The organism is Affinirhizobium capsici, from assembly GCF_977018625.1.
Genome location: NZ_CDRNXD010000002.1, coordinates 524,932 through 543,313, shown reverse-complemented (window position 1 = coordinate 543,313; position 18,382 = coordinate 524,932). Strand labels below are relative to the sequence as shown.

Annotated in this window: 17 protein-coding genes and 1 riboswitch; of the genes, 5 read left to right on the top strand and 12 right to left on the bottom strand. The window is 54.5% G+C overall.

From position 1 onward, the window contains the following. Positions 1–6 precede the first annotated feature (6 nt). Entirely contained in the window at positions 7–441 is a 435-nt protein-coding gene (locus tag AC0JZ1_RS02415; RefSeq protein ID WP_471880844.1) for a GNAT family N-acetyltransferase, read from the top strand. An 11-nt stretch (positions 442–452) separates the two neighbouring features. On the opposite strand, the gene AC0JZ1_RS02410 is transcribed toward AC0JZ1_RS02415, so the two are convergent. The 12 genes from AC0JZ1_RS02410 to crcB all read right to left on the bottom strand — a co-directional run bounded on the left by AC0JZ1_RS02410 (position 453) and on the right by crcB (position 13,210). Continuing rightward, the gene (locus tag AC0JZ1_RS02410; RefSeq protein WP_471880843.1) at positions 453–2,096 is read right to left on the bottom strand and encodes a Na/Pi cotransporter family protein; all 1,644 of its coding nucleotides are present in this window, start codon (positions 2,094–2,096) and stop codon (positions 453–455) included. Positions 2,097–2,250: 154 nt separating this feature from the next. Continuing rightward, positions 2,251–3,294, bottom strand: coding sequence for a sn-glycerol-3-phosphate import ATP-binding protein UgpC (locus tag AC0JZ1_RS02405; RefSeq protein WP_471880842.1), 1,044 nt, complete (start codon positions 3,292–3,294; stop codon positions 2,251–2,253). Continuing rightward, complete coding sequence (ugpE, locus tag AC0JZ1_RS02400; RefSeq protein ID WP_471880841.1) at positions 3,294–4,142, bottom strand: sn-glycerol-3-phosphate ABC transporter permease UgpE; 849 nt, start codon at positions 4,140–4,142, stop codon at positions 3,294–3,296. The genes AC0JZ1_RS02405 and ugpE overlap by 1 nt, the downstream gene beginning before the upstream one ends. A 7-nt stretch (positions 4,143–4,149) precedes the next feature. Beyond that, the gene (gene ugpA / locus AC0JZ1_RS02395) at positions 4,150–5,031 is read right to left on the bottom strand and encodes a sn-glycerol-3-phosphate ABC transporter permease UgpA (RefSeq protein WP_471880840.1); all 882 of its coding nucleotides are present in this window, start codon (positions 5,029–5,031) and stop codon (positions 4,150–4,152) included. A 147-nt stretch (positions 5,032–5,178) separates the two neighbouring features. Beyond that, entirely contained in the window at positions 5,179–6,477 is a 1,299-nt protein-coding gene (ugpB, locus tag AC0JZ1_RS02390; RefSeq protein ID WP_471880839.1) for a sn-glycerol-3-phosphate ABC transporter substrate-binding protein UgpB, read from the bottom strand. Positions 6,478–6,707: 230 nt separating this feature from the next. Beyond that, complete coding sequence (locus tag AC0JZ1_RS02385; protein WP_471880838.1) at positions 6,708–8,141, bottom strand: mannose-1-phosphate guanylyltransferase/mannose-6-phosphate isomerase; 1,434 nt, start codon at positions 8,139–8,141, stop codon at positions 6,708–6,710. Between the two features lie 31 nt (positions 8,142–8,172). Next, positions 8,173–9,591 carry a phosphomannomutase gene (locus AC0JZ1_RS02380; protein ID WP_471880837.1) on the bottom strand — a complete coding sequence of 473 codons (1,419 nt, stop codon included), beginning with the start codon at positions 9,589–9,591 and terminating at the stop codon, positions 8,173–8,175. Between the two features lie 145 nt (positions 9,592–9,736). After that, positions 9,737–10,129 (bottom strand): hypothetical protein, encoded by a 393-nt coding sequence (locus AC0JZ1_RS02375; protein WP_471880836.1) that lies wholly within the window; start codon positions 10,127–10,129, stop codon positions 9,737–9,739. Positions 10,130–10,282: 153 nt separating this feature from the next. Next, positions 10,283–11,071 (bottom strand): ATP12 family chaperone protein, encoded by a 789-nt coding sequence (locus AC0JZ1_RS02370; RefSeq protein WP_471880835.1) that lies wholly within the window; start codon positions 11,069–11,071, stop codon positions 10,283–10,285. A 9-nt stretch (positions 11,072–11,080) separates the two neighbouring features. Further along, positions 11,081–11,746, bottom strand: a complete 666-nt coding sequence (locus tag AC0JZ1_RS02365; protein ID WP_471880834.1) for an HAD-IA family hydrolase — start codon at positions 11,744–11,746, stop codon at positions 11,081–11,083. Then, the gene (locus tag AC0JZ1_RS02360) at positions 11,736–12,734 is read right to left on the bottom strand and encodes an RluA family pseudouridine synthase (RefSeq protein WP_471880833.1); all 999 of its coding nucleotides are present in this window, start codon (positions 12,732–12,734) and stop codon (positions 11,736–11,738) included. Before AC0JZ1_RS02360 ends, AC0JZ1_RS02365 begins: the two co-directional genes overlap by 11 nt. Before the next feature lie 98 nt (positions 12,735–12,832). Then, entirely contained in the window at positions 12,833–13,210 is a 378-nt protein-coding gene (crcB, locus tag AC0JZ1_RS02355; RefSeq protein ID WP_471880910.1) for a fluoride efflux transporter CrcB, read from the bottom strand. Positions 13,211–13,317: 107 nt separating this feature from the next. Here crcB and AC0JZ1_RS02350 point away from each other — a divergent pair, with 107 nt between their 5' ends. From AC0JZ1_RS02350 to gcvP, 4 genes are all read left to right on the top strand, one after another. Further along, complete coding sequence (locus tag AC0JZ1_RS02350) at positions 13,318–13,596, top strand: hypothetical protein (protein ID WP_471880832.1); 279 nt, start codon at positions 13,318–13,320, stop codon at positions 13,594–13,596. Positions 13,597–13,709: 113 nt separating this feature from the next. Then, a riboswitch (glycine riboswitch) is annotated at positions 13,710–13,797 on the top strand. Between the two features lie 154 nt (positions 13,798–13,951). Next, positions 13,952–15,088 (top strand): glycine cleavage system aminomethyltransferase GcvT, encoded by a 1,137-nt coding sequence (gene gcvT / locus AC0JZ1_RS02345; RefSeq protein WP_471880831.1) that lies wholly within the window; start codon positions 13,952–13,954, stop codon positions 15,086–15,088. Between the two features lie 17 nt (positions 15,089–15,105). Continuing rightward, positions 15,106–15,468 carry a glycine cleavage system protein GcvH gene (gene gcvH, locus AC0JZ1_RS02340; RefSeq protein ID WP_471880830.1) on the top strand — a complete coding sequence of 121 codons (363 nt, stop codon included), beginning with the start codon at positions 15,106–15,108 and terminating at the stop codon, positions 15,466–15,468. Then, positions 15,468–18,332 carry an aminomethyl-transferring glycine dehydrogenase gene (gcvP, locus tag AC0JZ1_RS02335; protein ID WP_471880829.1) on the top strand — a complete coding sequence of 955 codons (2,865 nt, stop codon included), beginning with the start codon at positions 15,468–15,470 and terminating at the stop codon, positions 18,330–18,332. Before gcvH ends, gcvP begins: the two co-directional genes overlap by 1 nt. Positions 18,333–18,382 lie beyond the last annotated feature (50 nt).

The window sequence follows — 18,382 nt, the reverse complement described above, 5'->3', positions numbered from 1 at the left end:
ACTGAGATGATCCTGAACCAAAGAGCAGTTTTAATCCGTGAAATCTATGCCGAGGAGACGCTTTCTCTTAGACAATCGGTTCTTTGGCCTAGCCTTTCTCAGCGAGAGCTTATACTGGCGGAAGACATGGATGGAACACATTTCGGCGCTTTCGCGGATCACCGACTTGTCAGTGTCATCTCGCTGTTTCTGACGCCTTCTGGGGCCCGATTTCGGAAGTTTGCTACAGAACCTTCGCTTCAAGGGCAAGGCATCGGCAGTGCTCTGCTTCAGCATTGCATCAACTGGTCTCGGGACTCAAATCAAAAGCGTATCTGGTGCGATGCTCGGTTAAGTGCATCGGGTTTCTACACCCGCCTTGGCTTCAGTCCGCAGGGTGAGGTGTTTCAGAAAAGCGGTGTTGATTACATCATCATGCACAGAGATCTCAGCTTAAGATAGTCATGAAAATCCTATTCAGCTGCCTTCAGGCGGCTCTCAACCAGTAGTCCGCTCTCATCGAGAATTGGGTGCGCAACAGAAACGATGTGAGCGTTTATTCGTTTCAAATCCCGCAGCAGATCCAGATGAAGTGAACTGGTTTGCAAGCTTTCGGTGTTGCCTTCCTGCAGACGCTTGAGGTGTTTCTCAGCAGACTGCTTTTCCATATGACGAACCTCAACCTTGATTTCCATCATTCGCTTCGCGAGACCGAAATCACGGGTAACAAAAATCGTCTGGGCTACTCGGAGATTATCCACCGTCAGGTTCATCAGGTGGTTTAGTTCGGCATAACCATCTTCTGAAAATTTCAGCCCCAGCGAGATTTTCTTGCCGAGTTGCGGAACGAGTCCTTTCTCGATGATGTCCCCGATATGCTCAAGATTGATGGCGTAGTCTATGATGTGAATTGAGCGACGGCTGTTGTCTTCGTCCAACCCGACTCGACCCAGTTTCGAGAGGTAAACCTTCACCTCCTGCTGCAGGCTATCGACCCGTTTTTCCAAAGGTGGAATCTCTGCAAGCTGAGAAAGGTCGCCTCTCTGGAATGCTTCCGTGGTCTTCAACAGCATACGTTCAATCAAATCACCTACACCCAGCACCTCACGCGTTGCGCTCGCAAGTGCCACGACGGGTGTTGAAAGTTCAGCATGATCGAGGAAGCGCGGCTGAGTATCGGCTTCAATTTCCTGCGGAATGATGCGCACCATTGTTGACGATACCAATGATGAGAATGGCCAAGCCAACACGGCAAGAGCGACGTTAAATGTCAGGTGCACATCCACTGGCATCATGGAATTAGCTGTTGGTAACATCGAAACCCATGTGCCTATGTAGCCTGCCAGTGGCAGTGCTACGGCGCAGCCAACCCCGCGAACAACGAGATTACCAAGCGTAACCCGGCGAGCGGGAGCCGTCGTCCCTAACGACGCGATGAATGGTGGTATTGCTCCGCCAAAATTCGCGCCCAGTACAAGAACGACGATCAAGCCTAGTGGTATATTGCCCGCGGAAGCGACTGATAGAATAAGGATGACCGCTGCCAGGCTGGATGACGATACGAAGGCGATGAAGGCCGAAAAGGCAAAGGCCACGATCCAGGCATCATCCAGCAGACCGATAAACGCTATCAACGCCTCCGAATGCCTGAGTGGCTCTGTCGCTGCCGTCATGAGATGCAGCGAAAGCAGCATAAGGCCGATACCGATCAAAGCAGCGCCAAGACCCTGTTGGTTAGTTGCGCGCCTACGATAGAGAATAATACCAATAAAGATCAGCAGTGGTGATAGCCAACCAATGCCAAAGCCTACAATCCAGGCCGTGATTGCCGTGCCGACATTGGCGCCCAGCAGAACGATCTGAGCCATGCGTGGCTTGATAAGCTCCTTCTCGACAAAGGACGCCGTCATCAGCGCTGTTGCCGTCGAGCTTTGCAATCCTATCGTTGCGAAAAAGCCGGAAATGAATGAAAGGAGGCCTGTACGGGTACCTGTCGCCAAGCCTGTTCGAAGCTTGGCTCCAAACGCGCGGGTAACACCGTCCTTGACTTGAGCGAGTCCGAACAGGAGCAGTGCTACTGCTCCGAAAAGGTCGATCATGACGGCCGTTGAACCCATTTCTCCATCTCTTTCCGGCTTAACCTGTTGTGGACTCCGATCCTGTTCCGCAGGATCGGCCAAACTACTGAAGGTTACGTTAGCGTGGCATCACGCGACTTAGGGCTTGCCTTGGAATGAGAGCCGAAGCCTTGATCCTCACTCCTCCCCTAGGTCAGTCGATACGCACCCCATTTGTGTCAAAGGAATGGAGATCCTTTGCTTGCGCGCCAACAGTCAATTTGTCGCCTGTTGAAATGCGCGAGCGCCCAGATACCCGGAACACCAGATCAGTGCCTGATGACAGGTTGCCATAAACATAGCTTTCAGCGCCCACCAGTTCCACAGCACCGACACTTACATCGGCTGAGAAGGCGAGATCTCCCTGCCCCTCTTCAACGATCTTGAGGTCTTCCGGTCTTACGCCAATGGTGGAGGGACGCGATGTCAGCGCACCCTCCTTGAGGGTGAAGCCGCCACGCGCAACATCCAACAGGTTCATGCTGGGCGAGCCAATGAAAGTGGCAACAAACGTCGTCGCCGGACGCTCATATAGCTCAATGGGAGTGCCAACCTGCTCTATCTTTCCGCCATTCAGCACCACAAGTCTATCTGCTAGCGTCATGGCTTCCATCTGATCGTGGGTGACATAGACACTGGTTGTGCCAAGCGCCCGTTGAAGACGCTTGATCTCAACGCGCATCTGGACACGGAGCTTGGCATCCAGATTAGAGAGTGGTTCATCGAACAGGAATGCAGACGGTTCGCGCACGATGGCACGCCCCATGGCAACGCGCTGACGCTGACCGCCTGAAAGCTGGCGTGGCTTGCGTTCAAGGTACTGCTCAATTTCCAGGGTTGCGGCCGCCTTCTTGATACGCTCATCGATGACGGCAGCAGGGGTGTTGCGGTTCTTCAAACCATAGGCCAGGTTTTGGCGAACAGTCATATGCGGATAAAGCGCATAGTTCTGGAACACCATAGCGATGTCGCGCTCTGACGGCTCAAGATTGTTGACCACCCGCTCCCCAATGGAAATCTCACCGCCGGAAATGGATTCCAGGCCAGCAATCATGCGCAGGAGTGTGGACTTGCCGCAGCCGGAAGGCCCGACGAGCACGAGCAATTCGCCATCCGCAATATCGAGCGAAACGCCCTTGATGGTTTCCAGCGTACCAGCATAGGTCTTGCGAACGTTGTTGAGGGTAATACGAGCCATTACTTTTCAGTCTCCACAAGGCCTTTGACGAACCAGCGCTGCATCAGCACAACCACAAGGATCGGCGGGATGATGGCTAGAATCGCGGTGACCATGACATAATTCCAAGGGGTTGCCGCATCAGCGAAATCGACCATCTTGCGCAGGCCGATGATGATGGTCGACATACGAGCATCATTGGTCACCAGAAGCGGCCACAGATATTGCGTCCATCCGTAAATGAAGAGGATGACGAACAAGGCTGCGATATTCGTACGCGACAGCGGCAGCAGAATATCCTTCATGAAGCGAAAGGGACCAGCATTATCAATACGTGCCGCTTCGACCAGTTCGCCTGGGATTGTCAGGAAAAACTGGCGGAAAAGGAAAGTGGCTGTCGCCGACGCCATCAAAGGCAGTGTGAGGCCCATATAGCTGTCGATCAATCCCAGATCGACAATGACCTTGTAAGTCGGCAGGATCCGCACCTCTACTGGCAGCATCAGCGTTACGAAGATCATCCAGAAGAAGACCATGCGGAACGGGAAGCGAAAGAAAACAATCGCATAGGCCGAGATGAAAGAGATGATGATCTTTCCGATGGCGATAGCAAGTGCCACCACCAAAGTGTTAAACAACATCCGCTCCAAGCTGACACCGGCCACGCGCTCGACACCGCCTGTCATGGCGGACGTGTAGTTTTCCACCAGATGCGAGCCAGGCAGAAGCGAAATCGGAGGTCTCAGGATTTCGGCGCTTGTCATGCTTGAGGCGACGAATGTGTAGTAAATCGGGAAGGCCACGATAATGATGCCGATAATCAGCATCAGATGGCCGAACAAATTGGCGATAGGACGTCTTTCGATCATGTCCGCCTCACGAGTAATGAACACGCTTTTCGACAAAGCGGAACTGGAAAGCAGTCAACGCGATGACGATCAGCATGAGGATGACGGATTGAGCGGCGGATGAACCAAGATCGAGGTTCACGAAGCCGTCGTTATAGACCTTGTACACCAGCGTTTCCGTTGCCTTCGCCGGGCCGCCGCCTGTGACAGCATGAATGATGCCAAAGGTATCGAAGAAGGCATATACCGTGTTCACCACCAGCAGGAAGAATGTTGTCGGAGCCAGCAGCGGGAATACGATCGTCCAGAAGCGCCGCGCGCCACGCGCCCCATCGATAGAGGCGGCTTCGATCAAGGATTTCGGAATTGCCTGCAGGCCTGCGACAAAGAAAAGGAAGTTATAACTGATCTGCTTCCAGGCCGCTGCAACAACGACCAGGACCATGGCCTGATCTCCATTCAACAGCGGGTCCCACGCAATGCCATTGCGGCGCAAGAGATAAGCGAACGTGCCCATGGCCGGATTGAACATGAACAGCCACAACATGCCCGCGACAGCTGGAGCTACTGCATAAGGCCAAATCAGTAGTGTGCGATAAAAGCCCTGACCCTTCACGACTTTATCAGCAGCCGTGGCCAATGCCAGCGCAGCGACCATCGCAAGGAGAGCCGTGGCGAGACTGAAGACCACTGTGACCTGAAGCGAATGGATGTAATTTTCATCCGACAAAACAAAGCGAAAATTATCGAGGCCAACAAAACCGCTGGCGAGACCAAACGGGTCTTCTCTTTGTGTCGATTGATAGAGTGCCTGACTGGCAGGCCAGAAGAAGAAGACGATAGTCAGGATGATTTGCGGCGCGACCAAGAAATAGGGAAGCACCTTGTTTGGAAAAACAACGCGTTGCACGGCGGCTGTCCTTTGATTGCGTCAGTGATTTGGGAGCTCAGAGGCTCCTCAAAACCATACGCCGGATCAACAAGAGAGAGGCAGCTTGAATCTATGCCGTCTCATTGAAGGCAACCCGCAGCCGGAAAGCTGCGGGTTCCTGAGCTATTAGCGCTGTGCCTGCTTGATAGCAGCATCACCACGCTGGACAATCTTTTCCATCGTCGTCTTGGCATCCTGCTTGCCAGCCAGAAGTGCCTCGTATTCCTCGTTCATGATATCCCGAACCTGAGGCAGGTTCACGAGGCGTACACCCTTGGAATTTTCGGTAGGAGCCTTGCCCATCATCTGAAGAATGGGCGTCTCGCGCGCAGGGTTCTTATCATAGAAGCCAGATTTCTTAGTCTCTTCATAAGCAGCCATAGTCACTGGCAGGTAGCCGGAGACCTGATGCAGGCGAGCCTGAATTGGCGTCTGAGACAGGAAGTTGAAGAACTGAGCAATGCCTTTGTATTCTGCATCACTCTTGCCCGCGAAAACCCAAAGGCTCGCACCGCCCGGAATCGTATTCTGCGGACGGCCTTCGCCTGGGTAATACGGCAACTGGCCAATGCCGTAATTCATACCGGATTTGACGATATCACCCAGACCGCCGGAGGATTCAGTCAGAATACCGCATTCACCGGACGTGAAGAGCTGTTTTGCCTCTGAAGTACGGCCGCCATAGCGGAAGGTGCCATCCTTGGCGAGATCCGCAAGTGTCTGGAAGTGCTGGACGTAGAGCGGCGAATTTACCTTCAGCTCTACCTTCGTTCCAGCCAGGCCATTCTCGTTCGTGCCATAGGAAACATTGTTCCACGCCGCGAAGTTTTCCGTCTGAATCCAGGTCAGCCAAGTGGAAGTCATACCGCAGGCACTTGCACCGCTGGTTTTGATCTTCTTCGCGGCCTCAAAGATTTCCGGCCAAGTCTTCGGCGCTTCGTCCGGATTCAAACCAGCCTTCTTGAAGGTATCCTTGTTGTAATAAAGGATTGGAGAAGAAGAGTTATACGGGAAGGATAGCATGGTGCCGTCAGACTTCGAATAATAAGACACGATGCCGGGGAGGTATTGCGACTTGTCAAATGTGAAGCCACCCTTCTTCAACACATCCGCTACCGGCACAACGGCGCCTTGCGCACCCATCATGACGCCACTACCTGCATCAAATACCTGCAAGATTGCAGGCGCTTGCTTTGCACGGAAAGCTGCAATCCCGGCGTTCAAAGCTTCAGGATAAGTTCCCTTGAAGACCGGAACGATTTTATATTCGCTTTGGCTTTCGTTGAATTCCTTGGCAAGCTGGTCCACCACTTCGTTATTGGCGCCGGACATGGCGTGCCACCACTGCAGCTCTGTTGCAGCAAAGCTCTGAGTGGCACCTGCCAGAAGCATGGTGGATGCGGCCAGAATGGAACGATAGGACATGTATTTCCTCCCTTTGATTTTTTAGAGAGGACAGCGAAAACCTTCCGCTTGGCGCGTATCAGCCTCTCCCTGCTCTCCCTCATTTGCTGTATTAGAACGTCGAGGGAGAAGAGAGAAGCGAAAGATTGCAAAGCTGTGCAAATTTCTGTTAGCGGCTGCGCCCTAGCTAGTTCCGATGGCGAATTCTTGAGCGATACGGAGCGTCGTTGGCTCATCCTGAAGATTGAAATTCAGGCTCTATCTCTGCCAAACTCATCAGACACGCGCACAATATCGTCCTCTCCGAGGTAGGAGCCCGTTTGAACCTCAATCATTTCAAGCACAATTTTGCCGGGGTTATAGAGCCGGTGCAGCTCTCCTTGCGGAATGTGTACGGATTCATTTTCGCGCACAAAGGTCACAGTCTCGCCCACAGTCACCTCGGCGGTACCCTTCACGCAGACCCAGTGCTCAGATCGGTGAAAATGCTTCTGCAACGAAAGCTTCTTTCCCGGCAGCACAAACAATCGTTTGACCTGGAAACGCTCACCATGAAGTAGCGACGTATAACCGCCCCATGGCCGGTAAGCGGTTGGATGTGTTTCCGTCAAATTTGAGGTCGCCTTCGAAGCGGCGAGCTCCTTCACAAGTTTGCCGACCAGTTGAGAATCTTCCAGCCGCCCCACATAGACAGCATCCTCCGCCGCAACCACCACGACATCCCTCATCCCTTGGACCGCTAGATGACTATGACGTGAAAGAACGAGAGAGTTTTCCGTGTTGATAACGCTTGCATGCCCGATCACGACATTGCCGTTGTCATCCTTTTCACCCAATTTCCAGACGGCATCCCAGCTCCCAAGATCAGACCAGGAGAATGATGCAGGTACCACGGCAGCATTAGATGTCTTCTCCATCACCGCGTAGTCGATGGATATATCGGGGCTCGCGCCAAAACTGTCATGATCAAGGCGAACAAAATCCAGATCAATGGTCGCCTTTTCGACAGCTGCACGTGCGGCATTCCAGACTGACGGCGCGTTGGTCTCCAGTTCGGAAGATAAGAGCGTCACCTCGGCCATGAAAATTCCGGAGTTCCAGTAAAAATTACCCGCCGCCATCATCTCCTGTGCCTTTTGGAGTTGAGGCTTTTCTACAAACCGTTTTAGGGTGAAGGCACCTGTTTCCAAAGGCTCGCCACATTCGATGTAACCATAGCCGGTCGCTGGTTCTGTGGGGGGTATTCCAAAGGTAACGATCCTGCCGCTCCGTGCGGTTTCTCGGGCTACACGAATAGCTTCACGATACCCCGCCCCCGCTTCAATTTCATGGTCAGATGCGAGCAATTGCAAGATTGCATGTGGCCCAAACCTTTCCTTGAGATAGACCGTCACTGCGGCGATAGCTGCGGCCGTATTACGTGCGACGGGCTCAAGGAGAATCGCGGATAAATCAATCCCGGCCTCACGTGCCTGCTCGGCAACAACGAAACGGAAATCCTGATTGGTGATGACGAGCGGAGCTTCATAGACCGCGGGATCGGCAACGCGATGTAGCGTTTTTTGAAAAAGGGTCGTGTCACTCACAATCTGAATGAACTGCTTTGGCGCAGCAGCGCGTGAAAGTGGCCAAAGTCGGGTGCCCTTGCCACCTGCCATTATAACAGGAATAATCTTTTGGGTCATACGCCCTCCCGGCGAAATCTTTTAACCAGTGTCAATATCCGTTCGCCGCAGCCCAGTTTTTAATCGCGTCCAAGCCCTGCCTCATCAAAGCATGAGCGACATGCTTATCGGGCGCCTCCACATAGCAGCGCATTTCTGGCGCGTTCCCGGATGGCCGAAGATGCAGAATGCGATGTCCATCGAGGTGTATCCGCAAGCCATCCATCCGGTCTAGATTATGGATCGACCCAAAAGGCTTCATCCATTCAACTAGATTTTTCTCGCACGCTGTCAGGTGGGCCATGAGCGCGCCACTGGCCTCAGTTGGAAAGTCTGGGATTCTGTCGGAGGCCGCAAACGGTAGATCACTGCGGGCGCAGAGTGTTGATAAGGGAAGTTTCTCTGACGCTCTCCGGTAGAGAACAGCCAGGATCGGAAGAAAGCAATCTCGCGTTGGCAGCGATGTGAGTAGGCCCCCGGCCACAGAAAAATCAGAACCTGTTAAAACGCCGCCATTCGCCTCAAAACCGATGATGGCTTTGGCCCCATGAGAAGCAGCAGTTTCCATGCCCGCAATGACATAGGGTGACCCAATGCGGGTTCGAATGGTATTCAACGAACCCGCTCGCTCAATGCCCGAGTTCGAGGTGACGGGTGTCACGACGCAATCAGCCTTGAGGAATTGCGCCACGAGTAATCCTAAAAGATCCCCTCGAACAGGCTCGCCCCTCTCATCGGTGACTAATGGCCGGTCGCCATCTCCATCCGCCGAAACAATGGCATCGAACCCATGCTCGCGAGCCCAATGCTTCAGGCGTTCGAGGTCATCTACGGAAACAGCTTCTGTATCGACCGGGACAAACGTTTCGGATCGCCCCAATTCATAAACCTGAGCGCCATAATGACGAAGAGCGTCCGTGAGCAAATCCCTCGCCACGGTGCTGTGCTGGTATACTCCTATTTTTAAACCGAAAAGGGCATTGGCTGGCAGGATCGAGCGAATGCGCGCTTCAAACATGGCGTTTGCCTCAAGCGCTGCACTGGGAGCAAAGCCCGGAGTCAAATCGAATATGTTAATTTCTTTAGCAAACTGCGTAATGGCGTGTTCGTCAGATTTATCGATCTCCCCATCGGGACGGTAAAATTTTATGCCATTTCGGTCAGCCGGGATATGCGACCCAGTGATCATGACCGAAGCGCATCGTGTCGACATCGCATAAAGTGCGAGCGCGGGCGTGGGCAAAGCACCGCAGCTTAGGGGCCTGAGACCTGCGCGCTGAAATGCACCGATGCAGCTTTGGGCTATATCCGGGCTAGAAGGCCTGAAATCTTCACCAACGAAAATAGGGTCGCCCGGTTTGCACTGTCCGTTTCGCAAAAGATGTTCTGCAAAAGCCGTTGCATAGAGAGTAGAGGCGTGACCCTGAAGATCAGCAACCAGTCCACGCAATCCGCTCGTCCCAAATTTCATGTAGCCTTCCCTATGATGGTGAAGAGGGACTTTGATATGTCGTGTCGAGGTTAAATGTTCAACAGCGTGGGACCCCGCGCTGCGATATCTTTTCCGGTTGGAAAGACAGTCGCAAAGAAGTGTGCAACCAGCCTGATACTCTTCTTCACGGGAAGAGAGCGGTCGCAAGAGTTGATGGCGTTGATTCGTCTAGCCGAAATTCTGACGCGACACGATCTGCTATGCGTTTTGCCAGCAAAGCCTCGGCGGATTGTGGTTGCAGGCTATAGGCGGTAACCGTGAAGTCTCCAACGGCAATCTTTTCGCCATTGCCAACAGCGGTCGCCTCTACCGCGACACGCGCAGAGGCAGTTGCTCCAATAAGGACTTTATCCCGACGGATTTCGACCAAACGGACCGTCAGGATGGCGCGGGGAAGAAGCGTCTTTCGAAACGTTGCTCGGATCGCTATGCCGAGGCGCTTGTCGACATCTTTAACAATCCCAGCCGGTATCGTGGGCGTAGCGCTGACAAACGCGCCGCGCACGTCGTAAAGCAACGGCATATCCTGCGCATTGTTGGCATGGGGACCAATGCGAAAGCTGCTGAGGATCAGCCAAGCTAAAAGAAAACAACAAAACCTTGCCAAATACGCGTGCATGGGTCACCGGGGCGTTTGCCCCAATAGTCACCAAACAGCGTTAGTTTTCGGTTAAACCTCGGCTTGGACAGAGGCAAAAACTGCAACTGCGGCCTGTAATTCCTGTTTGCGTTTCTTGCGGCGCAGTTCTGCCTCGGCGTCGGCACCCCATAACTCATTCGTCCAATCTTCTTCGAGATGTGCCAATTCCCAAGCTTGATCGGCCGAAACGAAACCTTCCGCAAAAGCAATCGTCAGAATAGCGGAGCCGGTCAACGTCGTTATCGTGTGAAGTGCTGCTAATTCCAACGGCGTATCGAAACGGCGCAGCGAGGCCGATAGGGCCTCAACAGCCCGCGACGGTTGCTGCTGCGGCATAACACCTTCAATCAGGACGAAGCGTGCGCCGAGTGTGTTGGCGGCCCAGTCCAAGACCGGGTTCCAGCGCTCTGCCTGCCGTGCAACCAATTCAACGGGCTCCTCCGCACGGTAGCACAGCATGTCACTGGTGGAGTAACGGAGAATATCGTCAAAAACAGCCTGCGGGTCATTGGCCACACCATCAAGCGCAGTGTTCACCATGCGTGTGACAGGCATGGTGACCGGATCGATGACTTCCACCTGCGCCGCCCATTCCTCGCGAATGATTTCCGCCAGTTTTGCTGTCGGAACGGCCAGTGCTTTCTTCGCAGGTGTCTTAACGGGTCGGCCATCAAGGTGAATAGCGTAACCTGAAGCCTCTTGGGCAACCGTCACTTCACTGTAGAAACGCTTTGGCAGCGGTTTCTGCATTTGAATCTGCGCGCGGCGCGTAGGGTCGGGGTGGCTCAGTCCCTCTGGGAGGTCGAACAATTCTCTCATGGATTATCCTCAGCCAATCAGGCTTAAAAGATCATGCGGGTGTTCGGCGATCATGTCTGCTCCGGCGGTCCGAAGCTCTGTCACGGAGGCATAGCCCCAAGCAACACCGATGGCTTTGGCTCCCGCGGCTTTTGCCATTTGCATATCGTAGATGGCGTCACCGATGACAAGGGTATCCTGCGGACGCACGCCCATCTCATCACAACATTCGGTCACCATTGCGGGATGTGGTTTGGATGGGCAGTCATCCGCTGTGCGGCTGACGGTAAAAAGCTTATCGAATCCGTGATGCTCGGAGACCATCGCCAAGCCGCGCCGGGATTTGCCCGTGACAGCCCCGAGAAGCAGATCATCCCGTGGCGCAAGGCGGTCCATAACATGGCGAATACCATCAAACAGGGGTTCCGCAAACCCTGCTTCCTGGCGTGTCTGCCGGAAGATTGCCTTGTAATGTTCCGTCATGCGAAGGTCTTCGTCATCGACATGCGTTTTGCCCTGCATCCTTGCAATCGCAATATCGAGCGTAAGCCCAATGATGGCCTTCGTCTGTGTTAGCGAGGGTTCTGCATGACCGAAATAAACAAAGGTTCTTCGCATCACCTCATGGATGAGGTTGGCGCTGTCGACCAATGTGCCATCGCAATCAAACAGGACGAGACGAAGCTCACTCTTCATCGTCGCGAGCACCATCGGCCTGATCGAAGCCTAGCAGGTTCCAGCTTTGCACCATATGCGGCGGCAAGGGGGCCGTAACCTTCAACCTCCCCCCGGACGGGTGCGGAATGTCGATGTGGCGTGCATGAAGATGCAAGCGCTTCTGTACACCTCCTGGAAAATCCCAGTTGGGATCATCGATAAAGTATTTAGGATCGCCGATAATCGGGTGTCCGATATGCAGCGCGTGGACCCGAAGCTGGTGTGTCCTGCCTGTATAAGGTTCCATCTCAAGCCAACTCAACCGCTGTGCAGCCGTATCAATGACGCGGTAAAAAGAAACGGCATGATCGGCCCCCTCTTCCCCATGCTTAGCCACACGCATACGGTCGCCATCCGGCGTCTGCTCTTTGACAAGCCAGGTGGAAATTTTGTCCTCGCGCTTTCGAGGTTGGCCTTTGACGAGAGACCAGTAGGTTTTCTTGGTGTCACGCTCACGGAAGGCAGCCGTCAGCTTTTGTGCAGCCCCCCGGGTTCTTGCAATTACAAGCACGCCAGATGTATCGCGGTCCAGCCGGTGCACCAGTCTTGGCTTTTCGCCCTTCTGGTTCACCCATGCATCCAGCATCTTGTCAATATGGCGGGTCACCCCAGAACCGCCCTGTACGGCAAGCCCAGCCGGCTTGTTCAACACGAATACCTTGTCGTCCTCGTGCAACAGCATGCGAGCCAGCAATTCCGCATCATCACCGTGCTTCAAATCCTTGCCGCCAATCGGGCCGGCCTTGGGGCTCTTTGGGTCCACATCCATGGGCGGCACACGCACGGTCTGCCCCGGCTGCAACCGAGTGTCCGATTTTACGCGCCCGCCTTCTACCCGGATCTGACCGGAACGCAGCAGCTTTTGCAGCGCTCCGAAACCAAGGCCGGGGTAATGTATCTTGAACCAACGGTCGAGACGCATGCCAGCCTCGTCCGCATCAACGCGGATATGCTCGATGCCTGCCATCGAAAAACTTTCTATCTTGGAAGCGCCAGAACGGCCTTTTCCTCAGCCTTTAGATGATTTCAGGCTGAAATGGAAAGGCGAAATTGCCTGAAGCGCAATCAGAGCAGCGCTCTCCCCAGCGCAAAGCCGGCAAAAGTTGCTAGCAGCGACACAGAAACACTGGCGAGGACGTAAATGATGGCTGGCACTGTGTGCCCCTTTTCCAGTAGCGCAACCGTATCAAGTGAAAACGATGAAAACGTTGTGAAACCACCGAGTATGCCGACGACCAGTAGTAGCCGCATTTCCATTGATGCGTTGAATTTGCGCGCTACCAACTCGGTTAGAAAACCAATCGCGAATGAGCCAAGAATGTTGACGGTTATGGTACCCCAGGGAAATGCCGCGCCGAAAAGTCGCGTCATCAAAAGTCCTGTCAGATAGCGGCAGATGGAACCGAATGCACCACCCGCTCCAACCAAAAAAATGTTCAACATGTAGGCAAACTCTTGCAAACCTAATTTCACTAAAATTGGAAAGTGAACCTTAAAGGGGAACCAAGCAAACGTCACCTATATTTACCGGTCATAGACAGGAGTGTGTCATGAGCCAGGTAGTATCGGTGTCCGCAACCACAGCGGCCTTCGCAATGGAGGCCTTGAAGCCGTCCAGACGCGTCAGCACCAAGGATCAGGTTCAGGATGCGAAAAACGATGCGGAACGAAATGAAGAGCGATTGAACGGCGGATCTGCCGATCAGACAACAGCCCTCATCCCCGCTTCTTCCCTTTCGCTCGATCTCGATTTTCACCAGGGCCAACACCCTGCCATCGCGCGGAAGGATGTCGAAGATGCTTACCGCGAAAACAGCGGGGAAAGTTGAAACCCTCTCTGGCTGGCCATCGTTCATTTGCTAGGTCGAATAAACTACGACAAATTTCGTGTCGATCGCGACATTTGCCACTTGCCAAGTCACCCTTCACTCTCATAATGACGCGCATCTCGCTGGGAGAAACCGCTTCGATGCGGCGCCGAAGGAGCAACCGCCCCGGAAACTCTCAGGCAAAAGGACCAGCGAGGCATAACAGGACTCTGGAGAGAAGCCTTTTCTATGCGAAGGGCTCGCCGAAGGGATAACAATCTCAGGCGCGAAGGACAGAGGGGGCTCTTTGAACGGCGCGTTTCTGTGCCACGAACTGAGCTCGTGCGGCGATGCCGCGCAACACCTGGAGGCGTCCTTGACCGATACCGGCCAACTGCACACCACACCGCTTCATTCGCTACATGTTTCGCTTGGCGCTCGCATGGTTCCCTTCGCGGGCTACGACATGCCAGTGCAATACCCGGCTGGTGTTTTGAAGGAACATCTTCATACCCGCGCCAAAGCGGGCCTCTTCGATGTTTCTCACATGGGGCAGGTCATAGTCAGCTCAACATCTGGCCAGCTTGCCGATGCCGCGCTCGCCCTCGAAAAGCTTGTGCCTGTCGATATCCTAGGGTTGAAGTCGGGCCGTCAGCGCTATGGCTTCTTTACGGACGAGAACGGCGGCATTCTTGATGACTTGATGATCACCAATCGCGGCGATCACCTTCTCGTCGTCGTCAACGCCGCATGTAAGGCGCAGGATGTGGCGCATCTGCGCGCCAACCTCCACGGTTGCACGGTGGAGCTTCTGGAAGACCGCGCCCTGATCGCGTTGCAGGGTCCAAAAGCAGAGGCGGTGCTCGGGTCTCTTGCCCCAGAGGTTGCCGAGATGAAGTTCATGGATGTGCGAGACGTGATGCTGGTGGATGCCGCCTGTATCGTGTCGCGCTCGGGATATTCCGGTGAAGATGGCTATGAGATTTCCGTTCCTGCAGACAAAGCCGAGGAACTGGCCAGAGCGCTTCTTGACCATCCCGATTGTGAAGCCATCGGCCTCGGCGCGCGTGATTCCCTCCGACTTGAGGCGGGACTTTGCCTCTATGGCAATGACATCGATACAAGCACATCACCCATCGAAGCCTCATTGGAATGGGCCATTCAGAAAGCTCGCCGCACGGGCGGAGAGCGTGAAGGTGGCTTTCCGGGAGCTGAGCGTATCCTGGACGAACTTGCCAATAGAACGCGCCGCCGCCGCGTTGGCCTAAAGCCGGAAGGTAAGGCTCCTGTGCGTTCACACGCCAAGCTATTTGTTGATGGCGAGGGGAAACAGGAGATCGGCGAAGTCACATCCGGCACATTCGGCCCTTCCGTGGAAGGCCCTGTCGCCATGGGTTACGTGCCGTCAGAACTCGCAGTTCCAGGACAGGTCGTGTTCGCCGAAGTGCGTGGCAAATATCTGCCACTTACCGTTTCTTCGCTTCCCTTCATCACACCCACCTACAAACGCTAATTCCTCCGGAGAGAACCATGCTGAAATTCACCGCTGAACACGAATGGCTGAAACTTGAAGGCGATGTCGCAACTGTTGGCATTACCCAACATGCAGCCGATCAACTGGGCGATCTGGTCTTCGTCGAACTGCCGGAAGTTGGCGCTACTTTCGACAAGAACGGAGAAGCGGCAACCGTTGAAAGCGTTAAGGCAGCTTCTGACGTCTATTGTCCACTGGCTGGCGAAATTGTGGAAGTCAACGAAGCGATCACCTCAGATCCGTCGCTGGTAAACTCCGACCCGCAGGGCAAGGGTTGGTTCTTCAAACTGAAGCTCAACAACCTTTCAGATGCTGACGATCTCATGGATGAGGCAGCCTATAAGGAGCTAGTTGGCTGATGTCTGATACGAAAGATTTCCATTTTACAGATTACCAGCCCTATGACTTCGCTAACCGGCGTCATATCGGCCCATCTCCTTCCGAAATGAAGGAGATGCTGAAAGTCATCGGCTATCCTTCGCTTGATGCCCTGATCGATGCGACGGTCCCCTCCTCCATTCGCCAGCGCGAGCCGCTGGCCTGGGGTGCCGCACTGACGGAGCGGGAGGCACTGGACCGTTTGCGTGAAACGGCGAACAAGAACCAGCCGCTCACCTCGCTTATCGGCCAAGGCTATTACGGCACTGTCACGCCGCCGGTCATTCAGCGCAATATTCTCGAAAATCCCGCTTGGTACACCGCATACACACCGTATCAGCCGGAAATCTCTCAGGGCCGGTTGGAAGCTCTGCTGAACTTCCAAACCATGATTTGCGATCTGACGGGTCTTGACGTGGCAAATGCCTCGCTTCTCGATGAAGCGACGGCAGCCGCTGAAGCCATGGCGCTTTGCCAGCGGCAGGCCAAGTCAAAAGCGACGGCCTTCTTCGTCGATGAGAATTGCCATCCGCAAACCATTGCTCTGATCCAGACTCGTGCCGAACCGCTTGGCTGGACGGTTGTTGTCGGCGATCCATTCACAGATCTTGATCCGGTGGATGTATTTGGCGCGATATTCCAATATCCGGGCACACATGGCCATACGCACGATTTTTCCGGCCTGATTGCACGCCTTCACCAAACCGGCGCAGTCGCTGCGGTTGCTTCCGATCTGCTGGCGTTGACGTTGCTTAAGTCTCCCGGGGAGATGGGTGCGGATATTGCCATCGGTTCATCCCAACGCTTCGGCGTGCCGATGGGCTACGGTGGGCCACACGCCGCGTTCATGGCGGTGAAGGATGCACATAAGCGCTCAATGCCGGGCCGTCTCGTCGGGGTTTCCGTCGATGCGCGTGGCAACCGCGCCTATCGCCTTTCGCTTCAGACGCGTGAGCAGCATATCCGCCGAGAAAAAGCGACGTCCAACATATGCACCGCGCAGGTTCTGTTAGCTGTCATGGCGTCCATGTACGGCGTTTTCCATGGCCCGGAAGGTTTAAAGGCTATCGCCCAGCAGGTTCACCGCAAGGCGGTGTTGATGGCGAAGGGGCTGGAAAAGCTGGGCTACACAGTTGAGCCGGAAAGCTTCTTTGACACGATCACCGTTGAAGTCGGCCATATGCAGGGTCTTATTCTGCGTGCTGCCGTGGCAGAGGGTGTGAACCTCCGTAAGGTGGGCTCCACGAAGATTGGAATGTCACTCGATGAGCGCACACGGCCAGTGACGCTTGAGGCTGTCTGGCGCGCCTTCGGTGGCAATTTCAAGGTATCGGATTTTGACGCCGATTACAGGTTGCCTACGGATCTTCTGCGCACATCGGAATATATGTCGCATCCGATCTTCCACATGAACCGCGCGGAAAGCGAGATGACCCGCTATATCCGTCGCCTTTCGGATCGCGACCTGGCTCTTGATCGTGCAATGATACCGCTCGGTTCGTGCACCATGAAGCTTAATGCCACCGCGGAAATGCTGCCGATCACCTGGCCTGAATTTGCGGATATGCATCCCTTCGCGCCTCTGGATCAAGCGGCGGGTTACAAGGAAATGATCGAAGATCTCTCGGCAAAGCTTTGCCAGATCACCGGTTATGATGCCTTCTCAATGCAACCCAATTCCGGTGCGCAAGGTGAATACGCCGGGCTTTTGACCATCCGTAACTACCACATTGCGCGTGGCGATACCCATCGCGATGTCTGCCTTATTCCAACCTCGGCGCATGGTACAAATCCCGCCTCCGCCCAAATGGTCGGCATGAAGGTTGTCCCGGTCAAGGCAAAGGATAACGGCGACGTCGATCTGGATGATTTCCGGGCCAAGGCAGAGCAGTATTCTGCAAACCTCTCGGCTTGCATGATCACTTATCCTTCGACACATGGCGTGTTTGAAGAGACGGTGAAGGAAATCTGCGACATCACGCACCAGCATGGTGGACAGGTTTATCTCGATGGCGCGAATATGAATGCCATGGTCGGGCTATCTCGCCCCGGCGATATTGGTTCGGACGTCAGCCACCTCAACCTTCACAAGACATTCTGCATTCCGCACGGCGGCGGTGGCCCAGGCATGGGTCCAATTGGCGTAAAGGCACATCTTGCCCCTTACCTGCCGGGCCATGTGGAATGGGATGGCCGAGAAGGTGCGGTTTCGGCGGCTCCTTTCGGCTCGCCATCTATTCTGCCGATTAGCTGGTCCTATTGCCTCATGATGGGGGGTGAAGGGCTTACACAGGCCACCAAGGTAGCAATTCTCAATGCGAACTACATCGCCGCGCGCCTTTCTGGTGCCTACGATGTTCTTTACAAATCGGCCTCCGGTCGGGTTGCGCATGAGTGCATCATCGACACCCGCCCACTCAACGCATCCGCGGGCGTTAGTGTTGATGACATCGCCAAGCGTTTGATCGATTGTGGTTTTCATGCCCCGACCATGAGCTGGCCAGTGGCCGGAACGCTGATGATTGAGCCGACGGAGTCGGAAACCAAGGCCGAGATTGACCGCTTCTGCGACGCGATGCTGACCATCCGCGAGGAAGCGAGGCAGATCGAAGAGGGCAAGATGGATCGGGAAAATAACCCGCTCAAGAATGCGCCTCACACGGTTGAAGATCTGGTTGGTGAGTGGACACGGCCCTACAGCCGTGAGCAGGCCTGCTTCCCGCCCGGTTCCTTCCGCGTGGACAAATATTGGTCACCGGTGAACCGCATCGACAACGTTTATGGCGATAGAAATCTTGTCTGCACCTGCCCTCCTATGGAGGATTACGCAGAAGCAGCAGAATAAGCTGACGGACTAAACGTAAAAGCCCCCGCAGAAAACACTACGGGGGCTTT

Coding starts and splice junctions, on each gene's coding strand:
- AC0JZ1_RS02415 (WP_471880844.1), top strand. CDS start 7: ATGATCCTGAACCAAAGAGCAGTTTTAATCCGTGAAATCTATGCCGAG.
- gcvP (WP_471880829.1), top strand. CDS start 15,468: ATGTCTGATACGAAAGATTTCCATTTTACAGATTACCAGCCCTATGAC.
- gcvH (WP_471880830.1), top strand. CDS start 15,106: ATGCTGAAATTCACCGCTGAACACGAATGGCTGAAACTTGAAGGCGAT.
- AC0JZ1_RS02405 (WP_471880842.1), bottom strand. CDS start 3,294: ATGGCTCGTATTACCCTCAACAACGTTCGCAAGACCTATGCTGGTACG.
- AC0JZ1_RS02410 (WP_471880843.1), bottom strand. CDS start 2,096: ATGGGTTCAACGGCCGTCATGATCGACCTTTTCGGAGCAGTAGCACTG.
- AC0JZ1_RS02350 (WP_471880832.1), top strand. CDS start 13,318: ATGAGCCAGGTAGTATCGGTGTCCGCAACCACAGCGGCCTTCGCAATG.
- ugpB (WP_471880839.1), bottom strand. CDS start 6,477: ATGTCCTATCGTTCCATTCTGGCCGCATCCACCATGCTTCTGGCAGGT.
- AC0JZ1_RS02360 (WP_471880833.1), bottom strand. CDS start 12,734: ATGGCAGGCATCGAGCATATCCGCGTTGATGCGGACGAGGCTGGCATG.
- crcB (WP_471880910.1), bottom strand. CDS start 13,210: ATGTTGAACATTTTTTTGGTTGGAGCGGGTGGTGCATTCGGTTCCATC.
- AC0JZ1_RS02365 (WP_471880834.1), bottom strand. CDS start 11,746: ATGAAGAGTGAGCTTCGTCTCGTCCTGTTTGATTGCGATGGCACATTG.
- AC0JZ1_RS02385 (WP_471880838.1), bottom strand. CDS start 8,141: ATGACCCAAAAGATTATTCCTGTTATAATGGCAGGTGGCAAGGGCACC.
- ugpE (WP_471880841.1), bottom strand. CDS start 4,142: ATGATCGAAAGACGTCCTATCGCCAATTTGTTCGGCCATCTGATGCTG.
- AC0JZ1_RS02370 (WP_471880835.1), bottom strand. CDS start 11,071: ATGAGAGAATTGTTCGACCTCCCAGAGGGACTGAGCCACCCCGACCCT.
- AC0JZ1_RS02380 (WP_471880837.1), bottom strand. CDS start 9,591: ATGAAATTTGGGACGAGCGGATTGCGTGGACTGGTTGCTGATCTTCAG.